Genomic DNA, 24091 nt, shown 5'->3' with positions numbered 1-24091 from the left:
ACTGATTGCAATAGTAAACTACGATTAACTGAGATGTCCAGAGAGGCGACGACAGATGGCGACACCGACCGACCCCGGGCTCGACGACAAGCCCGCGACGTCCCGTGACCAGAAGAAGGCCGAGCGTCGCGAGCAACTCCTGCAGGCAGCGGCGTCGTTGTTCGCCGAGCGCGGTTTCTCGTCGGTGCGCCTCGAGGATCTCGGAGCGGCCGTCGGTATCAGCGGACCCGCGGTCTATCGGCACTTCTCGGGCAAGGAAGCCGTCCTGGTCGAACTGCTCGTCGGAATTTCGCAGTACCTGCTCGACGGTGGCCGCGCCGTCGTCGACGAGCATGCGCCGAGCGACGCCACGGTGGAGCGCCTGATCGATTTCCATCTGGACTTCGCGTTCGCCTCGCCCGCGCTCATCCGAATTCAGGACCGTGATCTGGAGTCTCTGCCCGAGACGCCGCGCCGGTCGGTCCGACGCAAGCAGCGTGAATACGTCGAATTGTGGGTGTCCGCGCTGTGCGACGCGGACGCGACACTCGGCGAGTCGGACGCAAGGACCAAGGCGCACGCGGTGTTCGGATTGATCAACTCGACGCCCTACAGTGCCGGCAGATCCCCGTCGAAGCAGACTCGACCTCTGTTGCGGGACATGGTGTTCGGCGCTCTTCGACTGGACTGACTACGTGTCGGCCGGTTCTAGCAGATCGTGCGGGTCGGATACCTCGACGTCGTGGCCCTCCGATCGCAGTCGGTCCATCGCCTCGCGCAGCAATCGTCTCGCGGCGTCGTCGACGGCGCGCACGTGCTCGAAGTCGAGCCTGATGCGGTGGTGCGACGGTATGCCGTTTCCGAGACGCGCGAGAACCGACTCGGCGCCGGCGAAGCGCAGGTCTCCTTGCAATTCGAGGACCGTCGCGTCGTCGCTCTCGTCGACGGTCCGCAGCGAGGACATTCCCGACGGCGAGACGTGCATCATGTGCAGTTCGAGATCGCGAGAGAGCCGCTCGAAGACAGCGACGCCGCGCACGCTGTTGCCGTGCTCGTTGAGGCGGGGCGACACCACGGCGATGCCGACCTGGCCGGGGAGCACGCCGATGATCGCACCCGAAACTCCGCTCTTGGCCGGAATCCCGACCGTGGAGATCCAGCTTCCCGTGCCGTCGTACATGCCGCACGTCGTCATGGTGGACAGGACGTGGCTGTTGACCGAGAGGTCGAGAAGTCGTGTACTGGAACCGGGTTCGAGCCCACCGTTCGCCATCACGGAGGCCATGACGGCGAGGTCGCGGCAGGTGACGGAGATGGCGCATTGCGCCGCGTAGCCGTCGACGACCTCATCGGGATCTGCTCCGAGCACACCGACGGCCTTCAGCAGGTGGGTGATTCCGGTGTTGCGGTCGTCGGCATCGAGCTCGGACTCGTACACGGCTGTGTCGATGGACAATTCACGACCCGCGAGTGCACTGTGCAGCGCGCGGATACGTTCGACGCGCTCACGCGCCGAGTCGGCACGCACCATCGCGTGTACTGCGAGTGCACCGGCGTTGATCAGTGCGTTGCGTGGTCTACCGGATCCCGGTTCGAGCGAGATCTCGTTGAACGAGTCGCCGGACGGTTCGACGTCGACGACGTCGGACATCGCATCGAGGCCGTTGTCGGCAATCGCCAGTGCATACGCCAGCGTCTTGGCGATCGATTGAATCGAGAACTCGACGTCGGCGTCACCGGCGGTGTAGACCGTGCCTGCGACGGTGGCGATCGCGACCCCGAACATGTCCGGATCGGCCGCAGCCAGTCGGCGGTTGCCGCTCTCGATCGAACCACCGTCGACCGATCGGCATTCGGCGAGCACGGTGTCCAGATAGTCGGGTATGGGGGATTCCATCTCTCGACGGTAACGGTTCGACACACGTCGGTGACGGTCGGCACGACCGAGCAGCGGCGATGGTCGAGGTGCCGTGACGCTGCGGTCGACTACGATTCGGGACGAACCACAGACCCGAGGAAGGCAGCCCCACCGTGATCACCGGAAGCATCGTTGCGATCGTCACGCCCATGACCGACAGCGGCGACGTCGACTACCCGTCGCTGGATTCCCTGCTCGAGCGACAGATCAGCGGCGGTACCTCGGCGATAGTGTCGGTCGGAACGACGGGTGAGTCGTCGACCCTGTCGGTGTCCGAACACGAGAACGTCATCCGACGCACCATCGATGTCGTCGCAGGACGGATCCCCGTGATCGCGGGCACCGGCGCGAATTCCACCGACGAGGCCATCCACCTGACGGAGGCGGCCCGCGTCGCAGGCGCCGACGGCGCACTCCTGGTCACCCCGTACTACATCAAGCCCCCTCAGGAAGGCCTGTACCGCCACTTCAAGGCGATCGGTGAGGCAGTCGACCTTCCTCAGTACCTCTACAACGTCCCGTCGCGGACCGGTTGCGACATGCTGCCGTCCACCGTCGCCCGGCTCGCCGAGCTGCCGAACATCGTCGGCATCAAGGAAGCGTCGGGAGACCTGGATCGAACGCGCGATCTCGTGGCTCTCGAACTGCCCGATTTCGGGCTGTACTCGGGCGACGACTCGACCGCACGAGCCAGCATGCTCGCGGGCTTCCACGGCAACATCTCGGTGACGGCCAACGTCGCACCGGACGCGATGGCGAAGATGTGTGCCGCCGCCCTCGCGGGTGACGCGGACACGGCGTCGGACATCGACGCGACCCTTGCCGGTCTGCACAGCGCCCTGTTCGCCGAGCCCAATCCCATCCCGGTCAAGTGGGCCCTCGCCGAGATGGGATTGATGTCCGGAGGTATTCGCCTGCCTCTCGTCGAACTGGACGAATGGCATCACGCCGACGTTCGCGCCGCACTACGCAACGCGGAACTGATCGACTGACCCGTCAGCTGTAGGGCTTGCGGGCGGTTTCCGGATCCCCGTAGGTGATGGCTCGCTCGCGTCTCGAGTTGGTGGCCAGCGTGGCCGCCCAGTTGACGAGAGTCCCGACGCGATTCCTGGCTCCCGACAGGAACGCGATGTGAATGAACCCCCACGACAGCCATCCGAGGAAACCGGACATGCGCAGCGGTCCGGCCTGCACGAGCGCGTGTCCGCGCGCGATGTAGGCCGCGCTGCCGAGGTCGCGATACTTGAACGGAGCTCGGGCGTTGCCCGGGTGCTCGAGCTCCGCCGCGATGACCGATCCGACGTGGCGTCCGCCCTGCATCGCCACCTCGGCCACGCCCGGCAGGTCGTCCTTCGCCATCATGTCGCCGACCACCCAGACGTTCGGATGTCCGGGGACCGACAGATCGGGCCCGACGGAAATCCGGCCGGACCGGTCAGGATCGACGCCGAGCGCTGTCGCCAACGTGCGCGCGAACGGCACGGCCTCGACACCCGCCGTCCACAACACCGTGCGCGCGTCGTACCGGGTCTTCGTCTTCGGTTCGGCTTTCGTCGTGGTCTCGACATCGGTCTCGGTGACGTCGGTGACGTGCACGCCGAGGTGCGTTTCGACGCCCACGATGTCCAAGGTCTTCTGAGCCGCCGCCGACAGTTTCCTGTCGAACGACGGCAGAACTCGATCGTCGCCGTGGAAGAGCAACACCCTTGCCTCGCGCGGGTCGATCGAACGGAACTCGTGCGACAGTGCCCTCGTCGCGAGTTCCCGTATCTGACCGGCCAATTCGACACCGGTGGGCCCGCCGCCCGCGACCGCGAACGTCAGCCAGGGCTGTCGCTCCTCGGCAGTCGGGAGCGATTCGGCCATCTCGAACGCGGCAATCAACTTCCGTCGGATCGTCAGGGCGTCGTCGAGAGTTTTCATGCCGGGCGCGTACTGGATGTATTCCTCGTGACCGTGGTAGGCCTGCTGCATCCCGGCGGCGACCACGAGGAAGTCGTACTTCAACTCGTACGTGGACCCGTCGAATCGGCTGGCCGTGACGATGCGCGCTTCGGCGTCGATGGCCGAGGCCTCACCGAGAGCGACATGGGCATTGTCCTGATGCCGCAACAGATGTCGCAGCGGGCTCGCGATGGAACCCTCGGACACGAGACCCGTCGCGCACTGATAGAGCAACGGTTGGAACACGTGGCTGGTGCCTCGTTCGAGTACGGTGACGGCCACGTCGCTGTGGCGCAGTCGCTTTGCCGCGTACAGGCCGCCGAAGCCTCCGCCGATGACGAGGACATGCGGCCTACCGGGTGCGGTCATGAATGAAATCCTCTCGGTGCGTTCGTGACTCAGACTCGACCGCGGAGGATCGAGTGCCAGTAGATCTGGGGTAGACCGTATCTGTCGAATGCGAACGCGGATCGGCGGGGCGTGAGCGGGTCGAGGAACGAGGGCAGCGACGACGACAGTCTTCCGGCGCGGTCGAATTCGGCGGCGACGAGATGACGGTCGTCCAGCGGGATCGGGGCGACCGTGTAACCGTCGTACGTCGACGTGGCCCGACCCTCACGCGTCGCATGGATGTTGTCGACGAGCACCGAAACCTGTTTGCGCAGACCGCCACCCGACGGGTCTGTGTCGATCGACGCGCCATCGCCGACGGCCCAGATGTTCGGGTGCGTGCGATGCCGGAACGTGTGGGGATCGACGTCGACGAGCCCGTGCATGCCGTCGGCACTCAGGTTCGATTCGGTGATCCATCGAGGTCCACGAAACGGCGGTACGAGATGCAGGAAGTCGTACTCGACGGTGCTCGGCGTCGAGCCTGCGGTGACGGTCTCGATCCGCCGAGACGCCGGTTCGAGCGACACGACCGTCGTGTCGAAGTGGACGTGAACCCCGAGTTGCTGCAACCGATCCATCAGCACAGCGTCGAGCTCCGGGACTCCGAGCAGGCGAGGACGGTCGACGAGCAGAGTGATCTCGATGCCGGAAAGTCGGCCCACTCGGTGCCAGTGCGACGCCGCCAGAAACAGAGGTTTCAGTGTCGTCCCGGTGCAGCTGACCGGCGGCCGTGGCACCGTGAACACGGCGTGCCCGAAGGCGGGCATGTTCTCCACCAGTGTCCAGGTCTTGTCGGCGCGGTCGAGATAGTTGCTGGCCACTCCGGTCGAGTCGACGGCCTCGGCGATGCCGGGAAGTTCATCGTCGTCCGGTACGAGTCCGGGACCGAGCACGAGGTCGTGATAGCGGAACCGGCGTCCTGACGCGCACGTGACCGTGTTGTTCGGTGCGTCGACGACGGTCGCCGAGTCTTCGATCCACGTGCAGCCTCGTGGGATCACGGACCGTTGCGTGCGTTGCGCCTCGTTCAGCGTGGCCTGCCCGGCGCCGACGTACGACAACAACGGGCGGTAGGTGTGTACCTGCTGTGGTTCGATCACCGCGACATCTCGTATGCCCGTTCGGATCGCTCGGGCAGCGGCGCTGATACCGGCGTTCCCGCCTCCGATGACCAGGACGTCGAAAGTGGGAATGTCGGTCGAGGTCGTGATCGGGTCCAGTCTGTTCACCTGTGCCGCATTACCCGTCGGTCGCATCGGGAAACCGCAGGCGCGTGGGGACGACGTACGTGGGTATGCGCCCTCTCGACGCGAGGAGAAGGTGACGGTGACGATGCACTCGGAGTGGCTGCGGTCGGTTCGGCGGAACATGACCACCCGATTGGGTGCGTCGGACCTGTCTCTCGTCGCGGGAGGATTGACCTTTTACGCGGCGATCGCCGTCGTTCCCGTGTTGCTGTTGGCCTTGCGTGCAGCGACTGTCGTCACGTCTCCGGAATGGGTGCTGTCCCGCATGGCCGACGTCGCCGAGTTGCTACCCGATGCGCTCGGCGCTCGGTCGGCGGTGATCACGCTGGCAGAGGCCGGCGCAACGTTGTCGTTGCTGGGGGTCCTGATCGCGATCTTCCCGGCGACGTTCTACGGAGAAGGGCTTCGGCGCGCGCTCGTGGCGTACCGTCCCGTCGACGAGAATCTGACGGGCTGGCGTGGCCGAGCCCTCGTCCTCCCGTTCGTATTGTTGGCGCCGTTCCTCGTCGTGGTGATGCTGCGTCTCGCGGAGTGGCTGGCCGACGCGACCACCTCGGGAGGCGTGGGCAGTCTGGCGCTTCGGGTGTGGATCGGATTCATCGGAACGTGGCTCGTGCTCGCTGTCGCCGTGAGCTGGGTCTTCGCGGTCGTCGGTCCCGGTCTCCCGCGCGCGACGGTCGTTGCCGCCGGAGCGTTGGTCACCGCGTCGTTCCTGGCCGGGTTCGCGCAGGGGTTCGTGCTGTTCCTGGCGATACCGGTCGATCTCGGTGCTCCCTTCGGGGGGCTGACCGTGATCGGAGCCGTGATCGCAGCAGGACTGTGGATGTTCCTGCTGCACGTGTTACTGCTCGTCGGGTGGGCTCTGACGCTTGCCATCGACGAACTGGGATGGTGGTTCGACGACGCGTCCGCGCAGGGCGCGTCGGACAGCGATCGCCAAGTGAAGTAGCCCGCACGTGGCCAGGACAGAGCCGACCGCCGCGCCCAGTGTCGACGTCGTGACTGCGGCCGACGGCACTGCCGCGGCGGTAACAGCGATCAGTATCGACGTGACCACCCGCGACGGCCGTTCCCACACTGTAATCACGAGGACCTCGCGCAGCCCGGCCGCGCCTGCACGTGCCCGAAGGGTCTCGTGGATCATGGTGAAAGCCATCATCACGGCGACGAGTGGCCATGGGGCACCGGCGAATCCGACGATCGCCAGAATCAACAGATCGCTGCAGCGATCGGCCACGGTGTCGACGACGAAACCCCACGCGTCGTCCCGTCGCGAGATCACCGCCACTGCGCCGTCGATACCGTCGAGCACGGAGGCGACGAGGACGAGCGCGGCGGCGAGGAACAGCCACGCGCCGCCGGTCCACGCTGCTGCGGACGCGCCCGCCGCCGTCGCCACGCCCGTCGCCGTGACGACGTCGGGCGGCAGACGTTTCCGTGCGAGCGGCGCCGACAGGCGATAGACGGCGCTCAGCCACGGCCGCACCAGCGAGGAGGCGTTCTGGTCGTACTGTCCGTGCAGAACGCGCCACCGGTCGAGGTACTGCTCCCTGGTCAGAACCGCCGTAGCCGAGGAGGGCCCGAGATCGGTCACTCGCCTGGCTCTCGGCGCCACCATCGGTCGGTCGGCGCGACCGGGGTCGTGCGCTTGTGCCTGGTCTTGGTGTACCAGCGTTCGATGACGGCGACGGCGTCGTCGTCGACATCTCCGCCGTCGAGGTAGGAATCGATCTGTGCGTACGTGACGCCGAGTGCCTGCTCGTCCGGCAGGGCAGGGCGGTCATCCTCCAGGTCGGCCGTCGGCACCTTCTTCCAGGTGGACTCGGGCGCGTCCATGAACTGAAGAAGTTGTGCTCCTTGCCGTTTGGTGAGGCCCTCGAGCGGTGTCACGTCGGCTCCGCCGTCGCCGTACTTGGTGAAGAACCCGGTGACGGCCTCGGCAGCATGGTCCGTCCCGATGACCAGGAGGTTGTCCTGGCCTGCAATCGCGTACTGCGCGATCATGCGCTCACGTGCCTTGATGTTGCCGCGCACGAAGTCGTCGAGGCGGTCCACGCCCAGGGCTTTCGCAGCTGCGCGCGCCGACGCGTCGACTGCGTCCTTGATGTCGACGGTGACCGTGCGATCGGGGCCGATGAACTCGACGGCGGTGATGGCGTCGTCCTCGTCTGCCTGCACACCGTACGGCAGCCTCACGGCGACGAACTCGGCCTCTCCACCGGACGCCACGACCTCACGCACGGCACGCTGTGCGAGGGCACCCGCCAGAGTGCTGTCCTGTCCACCGCTGATTCCGAGTACGAACCCACGGGTTCCGCTGGCGCGGAGGTAGTCCGCCAGGAACTCGACTCGGTCGCGAATCTCGTTCTCGGGGTCGATCGCCGGCTTCACGGCGAGCTCGTGCTGGATGTGTGAACGCAATGAGGTGTCCATTCGGCGTGTTACCCCTATCTCGGTCGAAGGATGTGGTGGATCGTTCAGGCGGAGCGTCGGCGAGCATGGCCCACCAAGGATTCGATGGAGAGCGACAACGTCTGTGCCAGAATCTCTTCCGGCTCACCGTCGAACTGCTTGCGTTCGGTGGTGACGACGCCTCGGTCGCACATGCCCACCCATACCGTCCCCGGCGGTTCGTTCTCCTGTGTCTCGGGCCCTGCCTCGCCGGTCACGGCAATGGCCATGTCGGCACCGAGCAGTTCGCACGCAGAACGTGCCATCGTGGCGGCCGAGACCTCACTGACGACCGGACCTTCGGGAACGCGGAGAAGCGAGTGCTTGACATCGGCGTCGTAGGCGACGATTCCGCCTCGGAACCAGTCACCCGAAGACGGGGCCTTGCCGAGCATGGCGGCGAGATTGCCTGCGGTCAGAGACTCGACCGTGGCGACCGCGATCGAATGTTCCAGAGCCAACTCCGACAGTTCTTCGCACAATTCCGACAGATCGTCGCGGACGTCGATGCGCTCCTCGGGACTTGTCGACATGAAAGAGAACCTCCTACAAGCGTTTCCCCCTGCCCGCCCGATACCCGTGCGCCCGCGGGGTGAAACCCGCTCGTCAGGGTTCGCGGCGCCGTGACACCGGACCTCGGCCGAGAGCCGAGCCGATGCGATCCAGGAACGTCCGTGCGCGCAGAGGCGGGCTGGATGCGGCTGCCCCCTGGCGCATACCGCGGATCGTCTCCGCCAGCACTTGGGGCCCGTCGAGCGTCGGCGCCCACTTCAGTACCGTCTCGGCGTGGCGTGTGTCGAGCAGTGGAGTCTCGTATGCGAGATCGATCCACCCCGGGTGCACGGACTGCAGCCTCGTGGTGAACGTCGCCGCCGCCACGGCGCGCATGGCGACGCGCGGAACGGGAATCGCATGCGCGGACAAGGTGGCTTCGAAATCTGCGGTGCGAACGGGAGTCGGCGCGGACAGGTTGAACGCGTCGCTGTGGGGACAGGTCAACGCAGCGAGAATCGCGTCGGCGACGTCGCTCGTCGACACGGCAGGAATCGTGATCGACCGGTCCATCGGCAGGACCGGCACGCGATCCACGACCCACGACGGCACGAGGTCGGGTAGCGAATACCGAAGCAGCGCACTGCCGAACGCGTACTGGCCGATCAGCCCGGGTCTGAGACGGACGACGGTTGTTCCGTTACCGCGCGTCTCGAAACGGTCGAGCACCTGTTCCGCGGCCGCCTTGTCGACGCTGTACGTCGACGACGGGACGCCGCCCCGCGGCCAGGTCTCGTCGACGCGGCGGCCGTAGGCGCCGGGTGAGTACACCCCGCTCGACGACATGTGGATCAGTCGGCCGACCTCGGCCCGTCCCACCGCGTTCGCGACCGCCTCGGTTCCCCCTACGTTGGTGCGGCGCAGATAGTCTCGCTCACGCATGGGCTGAAACCCGATCGCGAGATGTATCACCGCGTCGACTCCGGTCAGAATCGGAACGAGCTGGTTCTCCGCATCGGCGTCGGCGAGATCGATCTCGTGCCACTGCACGCCGGCGTAGGGATCGGTCTCGGGCGGGCGCCGACGAGCAATTCCGACGACGTCGACGTCCTCCCCCGCAAGTCGCCGAAGGAGCGTCGTCCCGACGTTTCCGGTCGCACCGGTGATGGCCACACGCATCGAATCACCCTTCGATCAGGTCGAGAACAGCGTCGGTGATCGCTCCCGATGTCTTCAGTGCATCGCGTTGGCGACGAGCCCCGTTGCCGTGCTGTACGTTTCGTCGAATTGCCGAGTCGACGAGGTCACGCTCGCCGGTCGTCTCCAGGGCTCCTGCCACATAGGACACGAGGGAACTCAGCGCGTCGGCAGCGGTGCCGAGCCGCCCGGTGGCAGGATCTACCAGACGGTCCGAAAGCCCGTCCCTGGCTGCACGCCAATATGCCCAGTGCAGAGCATGTTCCGCCACGCGCGGTGCAGAAGCGCCACGGTCGATCGCGTCGGACGCCGTCATGACCAACGCGCGCACGAGCACCGCCAACAGGACCGTGTCCGACGTGCTCGCCGGTACGTCACTGACTCGGATCTCCAGCGTCGGAAAATTCATCGACGGTCGGACGTCCCAGTAGACCATCCCGTCGTCGAGAATGGCTCCGACGTCGAACATCTGGCGGATCAGCGCGTCGTAGTGGTCGACGGAGTCGAAGTACGGGGGAGGGCCTGCACTCGGCCACCGTGACCACAGCACCGATCGCCAGCTGGCGTAACCGGTGTCGCGGCCTGCGTAGAGAGCCGAGTTCGCCGTCAACGCAAGCAGAACCGGCAACCAAGGACGCACGTGATTGCTCACTGCGACACCGAATTCCCGGTCGGGAACCGCGACGTGCACGTGGGCTCCGCACACTCCCTGTTCGAGCGCGATCATGCCGTACTCGTCCGCGATCCGCCGGTACCGTTTCGTGTCGGTGATGGGGCCCAACTCCGGAAGCAGTGGGGGGACCCCGGCGGGAAGTAGCGCGGCACCCGCACGACGCGCGGCCACGGCTGCCGTCGAACGAGACCGGGCCAGCGACTCGGCCAGTTCCGCCGACGTGTGCAGGACGCTCGACGCGGTCTCGATCTGACACGGTGTGAGCTCCAGCTGTAGCGAGAGGCCGAGCTGACGTGCATTGTCCGCAACCACCTCGTTCTGCATCGACGGGATCCCGGTGTTCGGATCGACGAGCAGCAACTCCTCCTCCACCCCGAACGTCGGAACGGGTTCCAGGCCCATGTCAGTGAGCTTTCAGTGCGATCGAGAAGTGGTTCAGCGTCGCCGGAAGGGGTGACTCGCCGCCGAGGGACGGTGTCGACTGCTGTCGAAGGTCGGGCAGCGATTCGATCAGGTTCGCGAGCATCATGCTCGTGGTGAACAGAACGAAATTCTGTCCGGGGCACCGGGCTGGACCGGCGCTGAACGGCACTACCGCGCGTTGTGTACTCATGCGACCGTCGAGCCACGCATCGGGTGTGAAATCGTCGGCGAAATCGATGCTCGTCCGGTCCCGGTGGAAGAACGCCGTCAGGATCAGGAAGGCTGCACCCGACTCGATGTCGAAGCGGCGGTCGCCCTCACCCCAGTGCGTCGTGGTCGTCGAATCGCGCAGAATCGCAGGGGTCGTCGGCCACAGACGAACGGATTCCAGAATGCAGGCCCGCAGATACGGAAGTACCTGCGGCTGAGACAGATCCATCTCGACGATTTCGTCGCGAGCACGCCGCATGTGCTCGGGCTGCGCGGACAGCACGGCAAGTGCGCGGAGCGCGACCATCCCGGCCGCGTCGAACGCGAAAAGCCAGTGCGGAATCTGACCCACCGGATCGACCGTCGAGTCCGGTCGTGCCGCCGCGACGGCCCCCGCAAGACTCAACGGTTCGGCGTCGTCGACGTACTCGTACAGGCGGTCGAGAAAACGATCGCGCACGCGACGGCGCAGCGGGCGTAGGTACGACCAGTTGCCGTCGCCCCGCAGTGTCCAGAGATCATCCGTCACGGCATCGTCGTCGCGCGCGCCGTCACCGAGCACGACACGTCGTACCATCCGCCACCACCCCTCGACGAACACACTCGCGTCGAGCAGACCGTCGTTGCCGCTCGCCTCGGCCACGATGTTGCCTGCTTCTTCGCGGATCGTCGGAGCGAGCGAACCGGCCAGATGGTGCAGTGGCAGATCGCTGTCGAGCACCTGTTCGTTGAACGTCCGTCGCGATTCGCGAGCACGTCCGCGAGAGATCAACACACCGTGGGGTTGGAACGGGCTGAGCGCGGCGCGCTTCTCCCGGTTGGCGGGGGTGAACAGCTCGGGGGACTGCGCCAGAACGCGCTCGACGTCGCCCGCCGTCAACGGAACGACGACCGTCCTCCCCGGCAACTCGAGGCGTAGCGGACCGGGTCCGTACTCTCTGCGCAGTTCCAGCATCGTCTCGACGGTGTCGGCATCGCTCTGGCGCTTCTCGAGCAGCGGCATCACCGTTCGCCTTCGTGCGATGACACCGCCTGCCACCAACGGCCCCGAAAGTTTCGCCAGAAGCCGGGCGGCGGCTACTCCCGTCACGACAGGGCCGGCCGGCACGGTCGGGGCAGCCGACGGCGTCGGTACGGTGGATTCGGAGGTAGGCATGCACCCTGCCTACCCTGCGCCGAACAGGGCGAAACGGGCCAGGAATGGTCGACCTCGTGACCGGGTATGGCCCACCACGTGAACCAATCGGAAACACCTCTGTTGGACGCTGTCGCCCGCTACCACCGCGACGACCGTTACGGTTTCACGCCGCCCGGACACCGGCAGGGAGTCGGTGTGGACCCACGCGTGACCGACGTACTCGGCGCTGCGAGTTTCAGATCCGATCTGTTGGCGTCGGGCGGCATGGACGACCGGCACTCGTCGAACGAATATCTCACGCGTGCAGAACAATTGATGGCATCGGCCGTCGGCGCGCGCTCGGCGTTCTTCTCGACGTGCGGCAGTTCGCTCTCCGTCAAGGCCGCGATGATGGCGGTGGCGGGCAACGACGACGGTGGTCTGCTCGTCGCCAGGGACAGTCACAAGGCGATCGTCGCAGGCCTGGTGTTCAGCGGTGTCAGACCGCGTTGGATCCCGCCGCGCTGGGATACCGACCACCACATTTCGCATCCACCGTCGCCCGAGCAGGTGCGTCAAGCCTGGGACGACAATCCCGACGCGGCCGGTGCGCTGATCGTCAGCCCGACGCCGTACGGCACGTGCGCCGACATCGCTGCGATCGCGGACATCTGCCACGAACGGGGCAAACCGCTCATCGTCGACGAGGCGTGGGGTGCGCATCTGCCCTTCCACGACGACCTTCCGACCTGGGCGATGGACGCGGGCGCAGATATCTGTGTCGTGAGCGTGCACAAGATGGGTGCGGGATTCGAGCAGGGATCGGTGTATCACGTTCAAGGTGACCTCGTCGACGACCGCCATGTCGCCTTGTGTGCCGACCTGTTGATGACGACCAGTCCGAACGTTCTGGTCTACGCGGCGATGGACGGGTGGCGCCGCCAGATGGTCGAGCAGGGTTCGGAGTTGCTCGGCTCGGCGCTCGCGCTCGCCAGGTCGGCGCGTCGCGAGATCTCGGAGATCGACGGCCTCAGCGTTCTCGAGGACGAATTGATCGGGGCCGAGGCGTCGAAGGATCTCGACCGGCTGCAGGTGATGATCGACGTGTCGTCGATGGGTGTGAGTGGGTATCAGTGCGCGGATTGGCTGCGGGACACGCATCACCTCGACATCGGGATGAGCGATCACCGAAGAATCCTGGCGACGTTCTCGTTCGCCGACAGCGAGGCCACCGCCGAGAGACTGTACGCCGCGTTACGTGGATTGTCCTCTGCCGCATCCACTTTCGACGCCCCGCCCGAGATGTACCTGCCCGATCCGAACGATCTGTCTCTGCGTTCGGTGATGTTGCCACGCGACGCATTTTTCGGCGACACGGAAATGGTGGATGCGAAGCACGCCCCGGGACGGATCGTGGCCGAACAACTCACCCCGTACCCGCCGGGCATCCCGGTCGCGGTGCCGGGGGAGGAGCTGACCGACGGGGTCGTCGACTATCTCACGACCGGTATCGCCGCGGGAATGAACGTCCCCGACGCCACCGACAAGTCACTACGGACGTTCAAAGTGGTCCGCTGACGTGAAACGGGGGCCGCGAGACGAATCTCGCGGCCCCCGTTCGGTGTCGACGTCACTCGTCGGCGCCGGTTTCCTCACGCTCGTGTTCGGTGCGGGCGTCCAGCTCCGTGTCGTCGAGGTGCTTCGGTTCCTTCGCGTGCTCGCGATGGTCCGGATGCACTTCCTCGGTCGGAACAATGACGTCGTCGAGGTTCGGTTCGTCGTGGTTGGGTTGGGTCATGAGGGGTGTATTTCCTTTCGGTGGTTGCTCGAAACCTTCAGGACGGGTCTTCGTGCGCGAGTGCGCGGTAGCCGGTGGCACCTGCACGATCCACGGCTGCCTTGACGATTCCGAACACGGCTCCGTGAATTGCCGCTGCCAGCAACACTTCCTGTACCGACCGGTTCAGATCTTTCGGGTCGGGAGCTTCGACGTCGTTGTCGCCCACGTACTTCCAGATCTGTTTGAACACGGCGCCCGCCGCGATACCACCCAGCACGCTGGTTGCCAGAGCGAGTGGTTTGTACATGGCCTTCGATACTGCGCTCATCGGAAAATCCTCCGGGATCGTCGTCTGCGAATGATGATCGTCACGATGGTTCCCGCCACCACCGCACCGATGGCCGCGGCGATCACCTGCGGGTTCTTCTGTGCCGCCGTCTTCGCCCGCTCGGCCTGGAACGACGCCTCGTTGGCAACGCGGGCAGGTACATCGGCCTTGGCCGCGAGCGCCGCGACGGTCTCGGCTACGTCCGCCCGTTGTTCCTCGACGCTGGGTAGGTCGTCGGGTTCCGGTGTCTCGGCGTGCTTTCCACTCATCGGATACCTTTCTTGATCGCAGAGATGTCGTCGTTCACGCTTGCCGCCGTGTCGGCGGGAACCGGCGGGAGAGCGTTCTTCGCGCGGGACGCGCCGACTGCGGCGAGAATTCCGCCGATGATGAGCACCACGACGGCGACGATCAACGCGGCGAGCCACGGTGCGACGACGGTGGCCAGACCGAGCACGGCGGTCGCGATCAGCGTGGCGACGCCGAAGAACAGCAGTAGTGCCCCCGCGCCGGAAATGCCGATACCGACGCCGACGCGTGTGCCCTTGCTCTTGACCTCGTCGAGGCCCGATCGAATTTCGGTTCGGACTAGGGTCGACACCTGGTCGGTCAGCCGCTCGACGAGCTGGACCGTCGACAGGTCGCTCACCGGTCGACTCGCCGCCGCCCTGGTATCGGGTGGCGGTGCGGAACGGTCGGTCATGACATCTCCTGTTCTCGTACGTGGCCGATCCGCTTGTTCTGCGGTCGGCGCATCGGGGGAGTCGTTCTGTTCGTGTGCCAGACGTAGACGGCGACCCTGCTCGACGGCGTCGGCGTCCTTCTGTTCGTTCTTGTCCGACACGCGGGTGTCGCGCGGGGGAAGCTGAAGTCGTTCTTCCGCAACCATTCCCGCCTGCAACTGACGACCACGTTCCAGCTCCGAATCGAGCTCCGCGCCGAACAGCAAGGCCAGGTTGGTGATCCACAACCACAGCAGGAACACGATCGCGCCGGCGAGCGAGCCGTAGGTCTTGTTGTAGCTTCCGAAGTTCGCGACGTAGAACCCGAACAGCACCGATGCCAGGATCCACACCAGAATGGCAAGTGCCGCGCCGGACGAGATCCATCGGAACTTCGGTTGCTGAACATTGGGGGTCGCGTAGTACAGAATGGCCACGGCCAGAACGACTATCACCAGGACGATCGGCCAGCGAGCGATGTTCCAGACGGTCAACGCGGTGTCACCGAGGCCTATCGTGTCCCCCACGGCCGACGCGATCGGACCACTGATGGCCAGCATCACCGCAGCGCACGCGACCAGCAGCAGACCGACGAGCGTGACCAGAAGCATCACCGGCCGTAGCTTCCATACCGGTCGGCCTTCCTCGACCTCGTACATGCGATTCATCGCACGGCCGAATGCTCCGACGTAACCCGAGGCCGACCACAACGCGCCGGCAACACCGGTGAGGAGAGCGAACCCGGCAGCGGGAGCCTGGACCAACTGCTCGATGGGGCCGCGCAACGTGTCGACCGCCGACGAGGGGCCCAGATCGCCGACGATCTGCAACACACCGTCGACGGTGGCTTGACCCTGCCCGAAGACACCGAGCAGTGACACCACCGCCAGGATCGCCGGAAACAGGGACAACACGGCGTAGTACGTGAGTGCGGCTGCGAGGTCGGTGCACTGATCGCGCGAGAACTCGCGAGCGGTCTTCTTCAAGACGAACATCCACGACGGCTTCGTCAGTTCGGTAGGAGAATCCGCTTTTCGTGGGTCGTCGGGATCGGCGTCGACAGGCGCAGTGGACGCGGCATCCTGTTGGTTCATGACGGGTGCGATACCCACCTGTCCCGTCCGGAAACGCTGCGCGGTGCCCGTTTCGCTCCCGCAGGTCACGGGTATCGGCGAGACCATGTCGCACGACGAATCCGTAGACCTGACCGAGAACGAGATCGCCGTTCTCCGTGCCGCATTCGATTGGGCTCGGCAGGGCGAAACAGACTTGCTACGACGGTTTCTGGGTGCGGGCGGCCCGGTGAATCTCACCAACGATCGCGGCGACACCCTGTTGATACTCGCGTCGTATCACACCCATCCGGGCACGGTGGCTCTGCTGCTCGATGCGGGCGCAGACGTCGAACGTGTCAACGACAACGGGCAGACTGCGTTGGGAGCAGCGGCGTTTCGCCGGTCGACCGACATCGTGAGCGCTCTATTGCGTGCTGGGGCAGACCCGTTCGCGGGAACCCGGTCCGCAGTGTCGGTCGCCGAGTTCTTCGGTCTCGACGACATGACGGCACTGCTGACCGGGTCCCGCGAGCATTCCTGACCGTCAGTTCGACGGCGGCACTTCCGATCCCATGACCGCAGCGGCGCGGTCCCATGCTCGGTGCAGGCCCATGGCATCGAACAGCGCGTCACCGAAGCTGTCACCGGGCGAATCCTCGGTCACCACACCGGGACCGCCGTCGGTGACGCCTGCGGCCTCGAGCGTTGCCACACCGTCGCCCCATGCGCCGACTGCCTTGCAGTGGCGGAAAGCCTCCTGCAGCAACAGAACCAGCTTGATGTCGTTCGAGGGTGCAGTGCCGCCCGCGACGACGAACGCGTCGAACTCGATGGACCGAACCGTCAGGAACGTGCGTTCGACGACTTGACGATTCGGGCCGTCGCCGAGGAAGCCACCGGTCGCTGCGATGACATGCACCGTCACCCCGCGACTTTCGGCTGCCGTGCGCAACGTGTCGATGCCGGCGAGATCGGAGTCGGCGTCGGCGATCACACCGATCTTGCGTCCGTCGATCGGGCCGGGTGTCGTGACGACCTGCGACAGTGCAGGCGAGGTGACGACATCCGTCGGCGGCGTGCCCGTCGGTGCCGGTAGTCCGAGACCGGCTGCGACGCGACTGCACAAGTCGGCGTCGACGTTCGCGAGAACGGCCAGCTCCCGTTCCTTGATCGCCTGCTCGAACACCTTCCCGAGTTCGAACGTGAAGGCCTCGACGATGTGGTCCTGCTCGATCGAACTCAGACTCCGGTAGAACATCGCGGACTGGGTGAAATGATCGTCGAACGACGCCGGATTCGCGCGGACGGCTTTGCCCTCGATCGGCCTAGGCGTCTGCACGTAACCACGGTCGGAGGCGTCGGCGTCGACCGGTTCGCCCTCGTCGAGACTGTTGTCCCGGTACGGCGCCACCCCGGTGTGTACGGCGGTCTGATGCATGCCGTCGCGGAACATGTCGTTGACCGGCGCGTGGGGACGGTTGATCGGCAGCTGCGCGAAATTGGGCCCACCGAGCCGGGTGAGCTGAGTGTCGAGGTAGGAGAACAGCCGCGCCTGCATGAGCGGGTCGTTCGTGACCTCGATGCCGGGCACCAGGTGACCGGTGTGGAATGCGACCTGCTCGGTCTCGGCAAAGTAGTTCGTCGGATTCGCGTTCAACGTGAGCTTGCCGATCGGCTGCACCGGGGCGAGTTCCTCCGGAACGAGCTTGGTCGGATCAAGGAGGTCGATGCCTTCGAACGTGTCGGTTCCGTCGTCGGGCATGACCTGGATACCGAATTCGTATTCGAGCGGTGCCCCCGCCTTGATGCCGTCGGCCATGTCCCGCCGATGAAAGTCCGGGTCGACCCCCGCGGCGATCTGGGCCTCTTCCCACACCAACGAGTGCACGCCCGCAACGGGTTTCCAGTGGAACTTGACGAGGCTGGTGTCGCCGTTCTCGGCGACGAGCCGGAACGTGTGGACGCCGAAGCCCTCCATCGTGCGGTACGACCGCGGAATCCCGCGGTCGCTCATGTTCCACAGCACGTGATGCGTGGCCTCGGTGTGCAGAGACACGAAGTCCCAGAACGAGTCGTGCGCCGATTGTGCCTGTGGCAGTTCGATGTCCGGCTGCGGCTTACCCGCATGGATGATGTCCGGGAACTTGATGCCGTCCTGGATGAAGAAGACCGGCATGTTGTTGCCGACGAGGTCGAATGTGCCCTCGTCCGTGTAGAACTTGACGGCGAAACCTCGTGTGTCTCGGACGGTGTCGGCAGAGCCACGTGATCCGAGAACGGTCGAAAAACGGACGAAAACATCTGTCTTCTTGCCCTTTTCGGCCAGAAAGCCTGCTTTCGTCACCGATTTCGCGCTGCCGTACGACTCGAACGTGCCGTGCGCCGCGGCGCCGCGGGCGTGCACGACGCGTTCCGGGATGCGCTCGTGGTCGAAGTGGGTGATCTTTTCGCGGAGGTAGAAGTCTTCGAGGAGGGTCGGACCTCGATCCCCGGCCTTGAGCGAATGATGAGTGTCGGGCATCCGAACGCCCTGCGCCGTGGTCAGGAACGTGCCGTCCTGTGCGCGGGTGTCGGCCGACCCTGTCGGCCCCACGGGCGCGGGCGAGGACTGGTCGGGACGGGGTGTTGGAGGCATGTATGCATCAGCTTTCGTCGAAGTGGTGAAGGGGCTGTCTTCCGTACGCTCGACGACGCACAGTGTGGTCCTGTCGGCGATTCGACTGCGGTCCGTGGCTCGACCCGCGAGGGCAGCTGTACCCCGTCGTGGTCTGTCCCATACATGGACTCTCGTACCTTGCGTTACGTGTCGGACGCCGGTCACCGGGGTAGCTGTATCGAATGGCGTCGGAGGAAACGAACACTTCATCTCGTACCGTCACGATCGGCATCGTGGCCGACGAAGGTTTTGCGTCGACCATCGCGTCGGCGATCGGAGATGCATTGCCGGAACGGGTTCCCGTGGACGGGCGAGTTCTCGCCATCGAAACGGAACGGTCCTCGATGGCGCTCCCGCCGACCGAAACGGGCTCGGCGCAACTGGGGCGCTGGCTCGAGTCGGTGCGCGCACACAACGACTACGACGTGGTGCTCTTTCTGTCCGAAATTCCTCGGCGGCAACGGTCGAGGCCTGTGGTGGCCGAGCTGAGCGAGGACAGCACTGCGGCGTTGTACATCCCGTCGTTCGGGACGGTCTCGGTGCGTCGACGCGCGGTCGCGGTGGCGCTCGCGATCGTTCACGACTTTCTCGGCACCGACACCACGTCGCGTCCGCACCTTCGCAGGTCCATGGCACGGTGGGCGCCCGGACCCGGACCGGGCGGAGCAGAGGAACGAATCTTGTTGACGCCCGGCATGTTCGGGCGTCTACGCATGGTTCTGGGAATGATCCGCTGCAACAGGCCATGGCGGCTGGTGCCGACGCTGTCCGGTGCGCTCGGCGCGGCGAGTGCCGCATCGGCGTTCGGTGTCTTCTACGCCAGCATCTGGCAGATGGCGGCGTTCATGTCGGTTCAGCGCCTCGCCGCAGTCGGGATCACCGCGATCGCCGCGATGAGCGTGTGGTTGATTCTCCCGAACGGAATGTGGGAGACGCGGAAGTTCCGGACGTCCACGACCGATCGATGGATGTACAACGCGGCAACGCTCGGCACGGTGGTGTCCGGTGTGCTGTGCATGTACGCGGTCCTGTTCGTCGTCGTTCTCGGGTCTGCGGCCATCGTCATCTCACCCGAATTCCTGGCCGAGCAGATTCACCGCTCGGCGAACTTCGGCGACTACATTTCACTCGCGTGGCTCGCGGCGTCGTTGGGCACCGTCGCAGGCGCTGTCGGATCCGCCGTCGCGGACCGGGGCGACATCCTGAACGCGACATACGGTCACCGAGAACTGATTCGCAGGCAGTCCGCGGACGAGGCCTGATCAACGCTCGTGGCTTCTCCGCCACGCTCGCGTGGACAGCAACCGCATTCCGTTCAGCGCGACCAGCACCGTCGAGCTTTCGTGCCCGGCCACCCCGACGGGGAGTGGAAGAGTGCCGATCAGATCCCACGTCACGAGCACGACGATGAATGTCGCGGCGATGACGAGGTTGGCGACGACGATGCGGTGAGCGCGCCGCGACAGAGCGATCACGGACGCGAGCGCACCGAGATCGTCGCGCACGAGGACGGCATCGGCGGTGTCGAGAGCGAGGTCGGAACCCTTGCGGCCCATGGCGACTCCGATGTCCGACGCGGCCAGCGCGGGCGCGTCGTTGACGCCGTCGCCGACGAGCAGTACCCGCGCGCCGGATTCGGCCTGTACCGCGCGCACCGCATCGGCTTTCTGCTCGGGCAGCAGATCGGCGCGCACGTCGTCGATTCCGGTTCGCCTCGCCACGTCCTGGGCGGCACGGGGGTTGTCACCGGTCAACAAGATCGAGGGGTGTCCGGTCAAGGCTTCGAGGTCGGCGACCGCGGCCGCCGCGTCGGCGCGCACGGTGTCGGCTACGCCGATCACCGCCGTCGGCGCACCGTCGACACGAACGACGACGGCTGTCTTCCCCGCCGACAGTGCGGCGCGAACGACGCCGAGATCGTTGTCCGGCCCGGAGGGTTTCGTGACGGTGACGAGCCGACCGTCGACGATTCCGCTGACACCCGAACCCGGACTCGACTCGAATGCCGACACATCGGGCAGCGTCAACCCACGGGCACGGGCGTAGCCGACCACCGCGGCGGCGACGGGATGCTCGCTCGCAGTCTCCACCGCGGCGGCCAGGCGAAGAACGCTGTTCTCGTCGTAGTCCGAACCGGGGAGAAGGTCGACGATGTCGACTCGTGGTGTTCCTTCGGTCAGGGTGCCGGTCTTGTCGAACGCCACGACCGACGTCGTGCGTAGCTGTTCCATCACGACGGCGGACTTGACCAGCACTCCGGACCGACCCGCCGTCGACATCGCCGCGAGCAGCGGGGGCATCGTGGCGAGCACGACCGCGCACGGTGAAGCGACGATCATGAATGTCATGGCCCGGAGCAAGGCGGGCTGGAACTCGCTGCCGAGAATCATCGGGATCGCGAAGATCGCGACCGTGGCCACCACGACGATCGTCGAGTAGTACTGCTCGACCTTGTCGATGAACAGTTGCTTCTTCGCCTTGGTCGCCGACGCGTGCTCGACCATCGCGACGATGCGAGCGATGACGGTCTCGGACGGATCGACGTCGATACGTACCCGGAGCGTTCCCGTGCCGTTGACGGAACCGGCGAAGGTGCTGTCACCGACGCTCTTGTAGACCGGAACCGACTCACCGGTGATCGACGACTGGTCGACGTCGCTGCCACCGTCGACGACGGTTCCTTCGCCTGCGATGCGCGACCCCGGCCGAACGACGACGACGTCGCCCGGGCGTAGGGACGACGCGGGGACGTTCCGTTCGGTTCCGTCGTCACCGAGAACGTCGGCCGTGTCCGGCGCAAGATCGAGAAGGCTTCGCACCGAATCCGCGGTACGCCTCGTGAGTACCGCCTCGAGAGCTCCCGACGTCGCGAAGATGACGATGAGTAGCGCACCGTCGAAGATTTGCCCGATAGCGGCCGCGCCGACAGCGGCGACGATCATCATCAGGTCGACGTCGAGCGATTTCTCTCGCAGCGCGCGCAGGCCCTCGATGGCCGGTTCCCACCCGCCGCACGCGTAGCAGGCGAGGTACAGCGCCCAGGCCAGTGCCGAGGGAGCAGGTGAGAGCTGGACGGCGAGGCCGGCCAGGAAGAAGACGAGCGACGCCAGCGCCCACCGCACCTCCGGTACGGACAACACGCGCGTTCGGGCGCCGCGAGAGTCGAGCGCAGGAGTTCGGGGTGTGGTGGTCGAAGCGTGTGTTGCAGTCACGTCCGAGAGCGTACAGGAATATATGAAGACGTTTACATCTGTTCATTGGATATAGTTACCGTATGGGACACGGTGTCGACGGACGGACCACGCCTCCGGCGCAGCTCGATGCGGATTCCGCAGCCACGGTCGCGGCCACGCTGCAGGCGCTGGCGACCCCGAGCAGGCTGCGAATTCTGACGCAGTTGCGTCAGGCGCCGAGTGGCGTCAACGACCTGGCCGACGCGGTCGAGATGGAACAGTCGGCGGTGTCGCACCAACTCCGGCTGCTGCGCGCGATGGGGCTCGTCGCAGGCGCTCGTTCGGGGCGCAGCGTCATCTATCGGCTGTACGACAATCACGTCGCGATGCTGCTCGACGAGGCCGTGTACCACATCGAGCACTTGGGAATGGCGGCATCGGACGCTGCCGATGCGGAGTCGACCGACCGGATCGAGTCGGGCGCGCTCGACGCATAGCGCCTGAAGCCGAGTGGCGCTGTGTCGCTACGGTTTCCGATATTTCGCGTCATCGGAGGGATCGTCGAACATGCGGGCGAGATGGGCTTTGATGGCCTCGGTGCTCATCGACGCTCCGACGTGCGAGCCGGACGACAGGTGTCCAGGACGTTCCGGACGTCGTTCCTGATCTGGATGAAGGCTGTCCACGAGATGAAATCCGTTCAGCAGGAATTGATGGTTACGACAGATCTGTTGGACCGTTGGAGTCGCGGCCGCGATGTCGGAGGCCGCGATCTCGAAGGAGTTGGGCGAGAGCCAGTTTCGCGATCGGCTCACGCGCCGATCGCACCAGTTCGTCGACAGCGGCCGTGCGGGACACGGTCCGGAGCGCATCGCTTAATTCGGCGTCGACGGATTCGGTGAATCGAGGGCCGGACAGTCGCTCGACGGTGGCGGACAATTCGGCGAATCGATCGGGTTGCCCGGGCCGTAATCGGCTGCGTATCAACGCGAATGCTGCCACTGCCTCGGGCGAGTCCAACTCGGACAGAGTCGCTGTTTCCACTAGGTCCATGATCGAATCGATGTCGTTCGACATGTATACCCCCCGTTTCGAACTGATGCCGTCACTCGCTGTGCGTATGTCGTCTGGTGTGCGTCGGATGTGCACTGGGCGCGGGGCGGAGTCGCGAACAATCCGCATACGACGCGCGAGGAGACCCCTCGACCCCTCGCGCCGCCCCGCGCCGTTGTGCCGCGGCGAGGCAGTCGAAGAGGAGGGCGGACCGTTCTCTCGATCGCGTCGTCGACGGTGAAACACGATGCGCGCGAGTGTGTGCAACTGCCGATAACAGTTGCCGCTAACGGCACATCGTTCGGAGGACACCGGGATGCTCGGGTGTCACCAGCAGGCGTGTCGCCGAGGTCAGGGGCGATGTCGTTTGCTTCGAGAATCTAACCACGACTCGGTCCGATGTTCCAGTGCGATAGCATGCGATCGACTTGTTTCACCCTCCTCGTGTGGTTGCTGCAGGAGGAACATGAATTGGTCGACCGTCCAGCACGGGGCGTCGGGGATGTACACGCTTGCGTCTGCTCGGAGAGAGCCGGAGGTAGGGATGTGTACGACGCCAAGAAATTCGTGAATGTCGTGGACCGGATGGTCACGGTCGCCGAATCGATGTCCGACGACGACGCCGTCTTCACCGAACTGACCGCTGCGCTGACTGCTGTGTTCGACATCGTCGGCACCAGTGTGCTCGTCTTGGGCGACGACGACGATCTCCACGTCGCTTCGACCTCGGGGGCGATCGAAGCGATCGAACGATGTCAGACCGCTGTACAGCACGGCCCCGCGTACGACGCCTTTCGCGGTTCGCGGATCGTTGCCGTCGCCGACATCGCGCGGGCTCGCCATCGTTGGCCGCAATTCGTGGACGTTGCTGCACACGCGGGAATCGGTGGGGTGGCCGCATTCCCGTTGCAGCGTGGGAACGACGACGTGATGGGCAGTCTGGTTCTGTATTCGACTGTGTCTCGAGCGTGGTCGGCTACCGACCTGGATGCGACCAGGGTTCTCGCACGGCTCGCGATCGCTCAGCGCGCCTCTGCGAAACAGCTCCGCACGATGACCGAGGTGTCCGAACAGCTGCAGCACGCTCTCGAGTCGCGCATCGTGATCGAGCAGGCGAAGGGCGTTCTCGCTGCGACGAGCAACATCGACACGGAGGCAGCCTTCGAGCGAATGCGACATCATGCTCGCCGTCACCGGATGAGGTTGCGAGACGTCGCGCAGGCGGTCGTCGACTATCGAGTTCGACTTTGATGCTGGAGGGGGTTCCCAGCCGGTGGGGT

Annotated in this window: 25 protein-coding genes; 8 read left to right on the top strand and 17 right to left on the bottom strand. The window is 65.5% G+C overall.

The window, feature by feature from the left end:
- Nucleotides 1–55 precede the first annotated feature (55 nt).
- Nucleotides 56–670 (top strand): SACE_7040 family transcriptional regulator, encoded by a 615-nt coding sequence (locus tag A3K89_RS23800; RefSeq protein ID WP_068431666.1) that lies wholly within the window; start codon nucleotides 56–58, stop codon nucleotides 668–670.
- Here the strand turns inward: A3K89_RS23800 and glsA are convergent, their stop codons facing one another.
- Nucleotides 671–1876 (bottom strand): glutaminase A, encoded by a 1206-nt coding sequence (glsA, locus tag A3K89_RS23795; RefSeq protein ID WP_068431663.1) that lies wholly within the window; start codon nucleotides 1874–1876, stop codon nucleotides 671–673. It lies immediately after the preceding gene.
- A 134-nt stretch (nucleotides 1877–2010) separates the two neighbouring features.
- On the opposite strand from glsA, the gene dapA reads away from it, so the two are divergent.
- Nucleotides 2011–2889, top strand: coding sequence for a 4-hydroxy-tetrahydrodipicolinate synthase (gene dapA / locus A3K89_RS23790; RefSeq protein WP_084424065.1), 879 nt, complete (start codon nucleotides 2011–2013; stop codon nucleotides 2887–2889).
- A gap of 4 nt (nucleotides 2890–2893) precedes the next feature.
- Here dapA and A3K89_RS23785 read toward each other — a convergent pair whose 3' ends face one another.
- Together A3K89_RS23785 and A3K89_RS23780 are read right to left on the bottom strand one after the other, a co-directional pair.
- Nucleotides 2894–4210 (bottom strand): NAD(P)/FAD-dependent oxidoreductase, encoded by a 1317-nt coding sequence (locus A3K89_RS23785; protein WP_068431660.1) that lies wholly within the window; start codon nucleotides 4208–4210, stop codon nucleotides 2894–2896.
- A 29-nt stretch (nucleotides 4211–4239) separates the two neighbouring features.
- The gene (locus A3K89_RS23780; protein WP_068432045.1) at nucleotides 4240–5445 is read right to left on the bottom strand and encodes an NAD(P)/FAD-dependent oxidoreductase; all 1206 of its coding nucleotides are present in this window, start codon (nucleotides 5443–5445) and stop codon (nucleotides 4240–4242) included.
- On the opposite strand from A3K89_RS23780, the gene A3K89_RS23775 reads away from it, so the two are divergent.
- The gene (locus tag A3K89_RS23775) at nucleotides 5348–6430 is read left to right on the top strand and encodes a YihY/virulence factor BrkB family protein (protein ID WP_254303666.1); all 1083 of its coding nucleotides are present in this window, start codon (nucleotides 5348–5350) and stop codon (nucleotides 6428–6430) included. The two genes, A3K89_RS23780 and A3K89_RS23775, sit on opposite strands and share 98 nt — an antisense overlap.
- Here A3K89_RS23775 and A3K89_RS25620 read toward each other — a convergent pair.
- From A3K89_RS25620 to A3K89_RS23745, 6 genes are all read right to left on the bottom strand, one after another.
- On the bottom strand, nucleotides 6323–7075 hold the full coding sequence (locus A3K89_RS25620) for a CDP-alcohol phosphatidyltransferase family protein (protein ID WP_084424061.1): 753 nt from the start codon (nucleotides 7073–7075) through the stop codon (nucleotides 6323–6325). The genes A3K89_RS23775 and A3K89_RS25620 overlap by 108 nt on opposite strands.
- Complete coding sequence (nadE, locus tag A3K89_RS23765) at nucleotides 7072–7914, bottom strand: ammonia-dependent NAD(+) synthetase (RefSeq protein ID WP_068431651.1); 843 nt, start codon at nucleotides 7912–7914, stop codon at nucleotides 7072–7074. The genes A3K89_RS25620 and nadE overlap by 4 nt, the downstream gene beginning before the upstream one ends.
- Before the next feature lie 44 nt (nucleotides 7915–7958).
- Nucleotides 7959–8465 (bottom strand): CinA family protein, encoded by a 507-nt coding sequence (locus A3K89_RS23760; RefSeq protein ID WP_068431647.1) that lies wholly within the window; start codon nucleotides 8463–8465, stop codon nucleotides 7959–7961.
- A gap of 73 nt (nucleotides 8466–8538) precedes the next feature.
- Nucleotides 8539–9603 (bottom strand): NAD-dependent epimerase/dehydratase family protein, encoded by a 1065-nt coding sequence (locus A3K89_RS23755; RefSeq protein ID WP_068431644.1) that lies wholly within the window; start codon nucleotides 9601–9603, stop codon nucleotides 8539–8541.
- 4 nt (nucleotides 9604–9607) lie between these two features.
- A complete protein-coding gene (locus A3K89_RS23750; protein WP_068431641.1) occupies nucleotides 9608–10696 on the bottom strand; it encodes a carboxylate-amine ligase in 1089 nt (362 codons plus the stop codon).
- Nucleotide 10697: 1 nt separating this feature from the next.
- A complete protein-coding gene (locus A3K89_RS23745; protein ID WP_157105433.1) occupies nucleotides 10698–12083 on the bottom strand; it encodes a cytochrome P450 in 1386 nt (461 codons plus the stop codon).
- A gap of 78 nt (nucleotides 12084–12161) precedes the next feature.
- On the opposite strand from A3K89_RS23745, the gene A3K89_RS23740 reads away from it, so the two are divergent.
- Nucleotides 12162–13622 (top strand): aminotransferase class I/II-fold pyridoxal phosphate-dependent enzyme, encoded by a 1461-nt coding sequence (locus A3K89_RS23740; RefSeq protein ID WP_068432040.1) that lies wholly within the window; start codon nucleotides 12162–12164, stop codon nucleotides 13620–13622.
- Between the two features lie 52 nt (nucleotides 13623–13674).
- Here A3K89_RS23740 and A3K89_RS26090 read toward each other — a convergent pair whose 3' ends face one another.
- Genes A3K89_RS26090 through A3K89_RS23725 form a run of 4 tightly spaced genes read right to left on the bottom strand, consistent with a single transcriptional unit; the run spans nucleotide 13675 to nucleotide 15968 of the window.
- Nucleotides 13675–13842, bottom strand: a complete 168-nt coding sequence (locus tag A3K89_RS26090; RefSeq protein WP_165839527.1) for a hypothetical protein — start codon at nucleotides 13840–13842, stop codon at nucleotides 13675–13677.
- A 37-nt stretch (nucleotides 13843–13879) separates the two neighbouring features.
- Entirely contained in the window at nucleotides 13880–14152 is a 273-nt protein-coding gene (locus A3K89_RS23735) for a DUF4235 domain-containing protein (protein WP_068431638.1), read from the bottom strand.
- Entirely contained in the window at nucleotides 14149–14421 is a 273-nt protein-coding gene (locus A3K89_RS23730; protein WP_068431635.1) for a hypothetical protein, read from the bottom strand. Before A3K89_RS23730 ends, A3K89_RS23735 begins: the two co-directional genes overlap by 4 nt.
- Nucleotides 14418–15968 (bottom strand): YhjD/YihY/BrkB family envelope integrity protein, encoded by a 1551-nt coding sequence (locus A3K89_RS23725; protein WP_068432037.1) that lies wholly within the window; start codon nucleotides 15966–15968, stop codon nucleotides 14418–14420. The genes A3K89_RS23730 and A3K89_RS23725 overlap by 4 nt, the downstream gene beginning before the upstream one ends.
- 43 nt (nucleotides 15969–16011) lie before the next feature.
- Here A3K89_RS23725 and A3K89_RS23720 point away from each other — a divergent pair, with 43 nt between their 5' ends.
- Nucleotides 16012–16470 carry an ankyrin repeat domain-containing protein gene (locus tag A3K89_RS23720; protein WP_254303665.1) on the top strand — a complete coding sequence of 153 codons (459 nt, stop codon included), beginning with the start codon at nucleotides 16012–16014 and terminating at the stop codon, nucleotides 16468–16470.
- A gap of 3 nt (nucleotides 16471–16473) precedes the next feature.
- Here the strand turns inward: A3K89_RS23720 and A3K89_RS23715 are convergent, their stop codons facing one another.
- Nucleotides 16474–18564 carry a catalase gene (locus A3K89_RS23715; RefSeq protein WP_068431632.1) on the bottom strand — a complete coding sequence of 697 codons (2091 nt, stop codon included), beginning with the start codon at nucleotides 18562–18564 and terminating at the stop codon, nucleotides 16474–16476.
- Between the two features lie 254 nt (nucleotides 18565–18818).
- On the opposite strand from A3K89_RS23715, the gene A3K89_RS23710 reads away from it, so the two are divergent.
- Nucleotides 18819–19847, top strand: a complete 1029-nt coding sequence (locus A3K89_RS23710) for a hypothetical protein (RefSeq protein ID WP_254303664.1) — start codon at nucleotides 18819–18821, stop codon at nucleotides 19845–19847.
- On the opposite strand, the gene A3K89_RS23705 is transcribed toward A3K89_RS23710, so the two are convergent.
- Nucleotides 19848–21797 carry a heavy metal translocating P-type ATPase gene (locus A3K89_RS23705; protein WP_174551506.1) on the bottom strand — a complete coding sequence of 650 codons (1950 nt, stop codon included), beginning with the start codon at nucleotides 21795–21797 and terminating at the stop codon, nucleotides 19848–19850. It abuts the gene before it with no gap.
- Nucleotides 21798–21859: 62 nt separating this feature from the next.
- Here A3K89_RS23705 and A3K89_RS23700 point away from each other — a divergent pair, with 62 nt between their 5' ends.
- Nucleotides 21860–22255 (top strand): ArsR/SmtB family transcription factor, encoded by a 396-nt coding sequence (locus A3K89_RS23700; RefSeq protein ID WP_068431623.1) that lies wholly within the window; start codon nucleotides 21860–21862, stop codon nucleotides 22253–22255.
- A 27-nt stretch (nucleotides 22256–22282) separates the two neighbouring features.
- On the opposite strand, the gene A3K89_RS25900 is transcribed toward A3K89_RS23700, so the two are convergent.
- Together A3K89_RS25900 and A3K89_RS23695 are read right to left on the bottom strand one after the other, a co-directional pair.
- Nucleotides 22283–22444 carry a hypothetical protein gene (locus tag A3K89_RS25900; protein WP_157105432.1) on the bottom strand — a complete coding sequence of 54 codons (162 nt, stop codon included), beginning with the start codon at nucleotides 22442–22444 and terminating at the stop codon, nucleotides 22283–22285.
- Between the two features lie 31 nt (nucleotides 22445–22475).
- Nucleotides 22476–22835, bottom strand: coding sequence for a hypothetical protein (locus A3K89_RS23695; protein ID WP_068431620.1), 360 nt, complete (start codon nucleotides 22833–22835; stop codon nucleotides 22476–22478).
- Nucleotides 22836–23357: 522 nt separating this feature from the next.
- Here A3K89_RS23695 and A3K89_RS23690 point away from each other — a divergent pair.
- A complete protein-coding gene (locus tag A3K89_RS23690; RefSeq protein WP_068431617.1) occupies nucleotides 23358–24062 on the top strand; it encodes a GAF and ANTAR domain-containing protein in 705 nt (234 codons plus the stop codon).
- Nucleotides 24063–24091: the final 29 nt, after the last annotated feature.

Source organism: Rhodococcoides kyotonense (genome assembly GCF_001645385.1).
GTDB lineage: Bacteria > Actinomycetota > Actinomycetes > Mycobacteriales > Mycobacteriaceae > Rhodococcoides > Rhodococcoides kyotonensis_B.
This window is presented reverse-complemented; position numbering and strand designations above follow the sequence as displayed.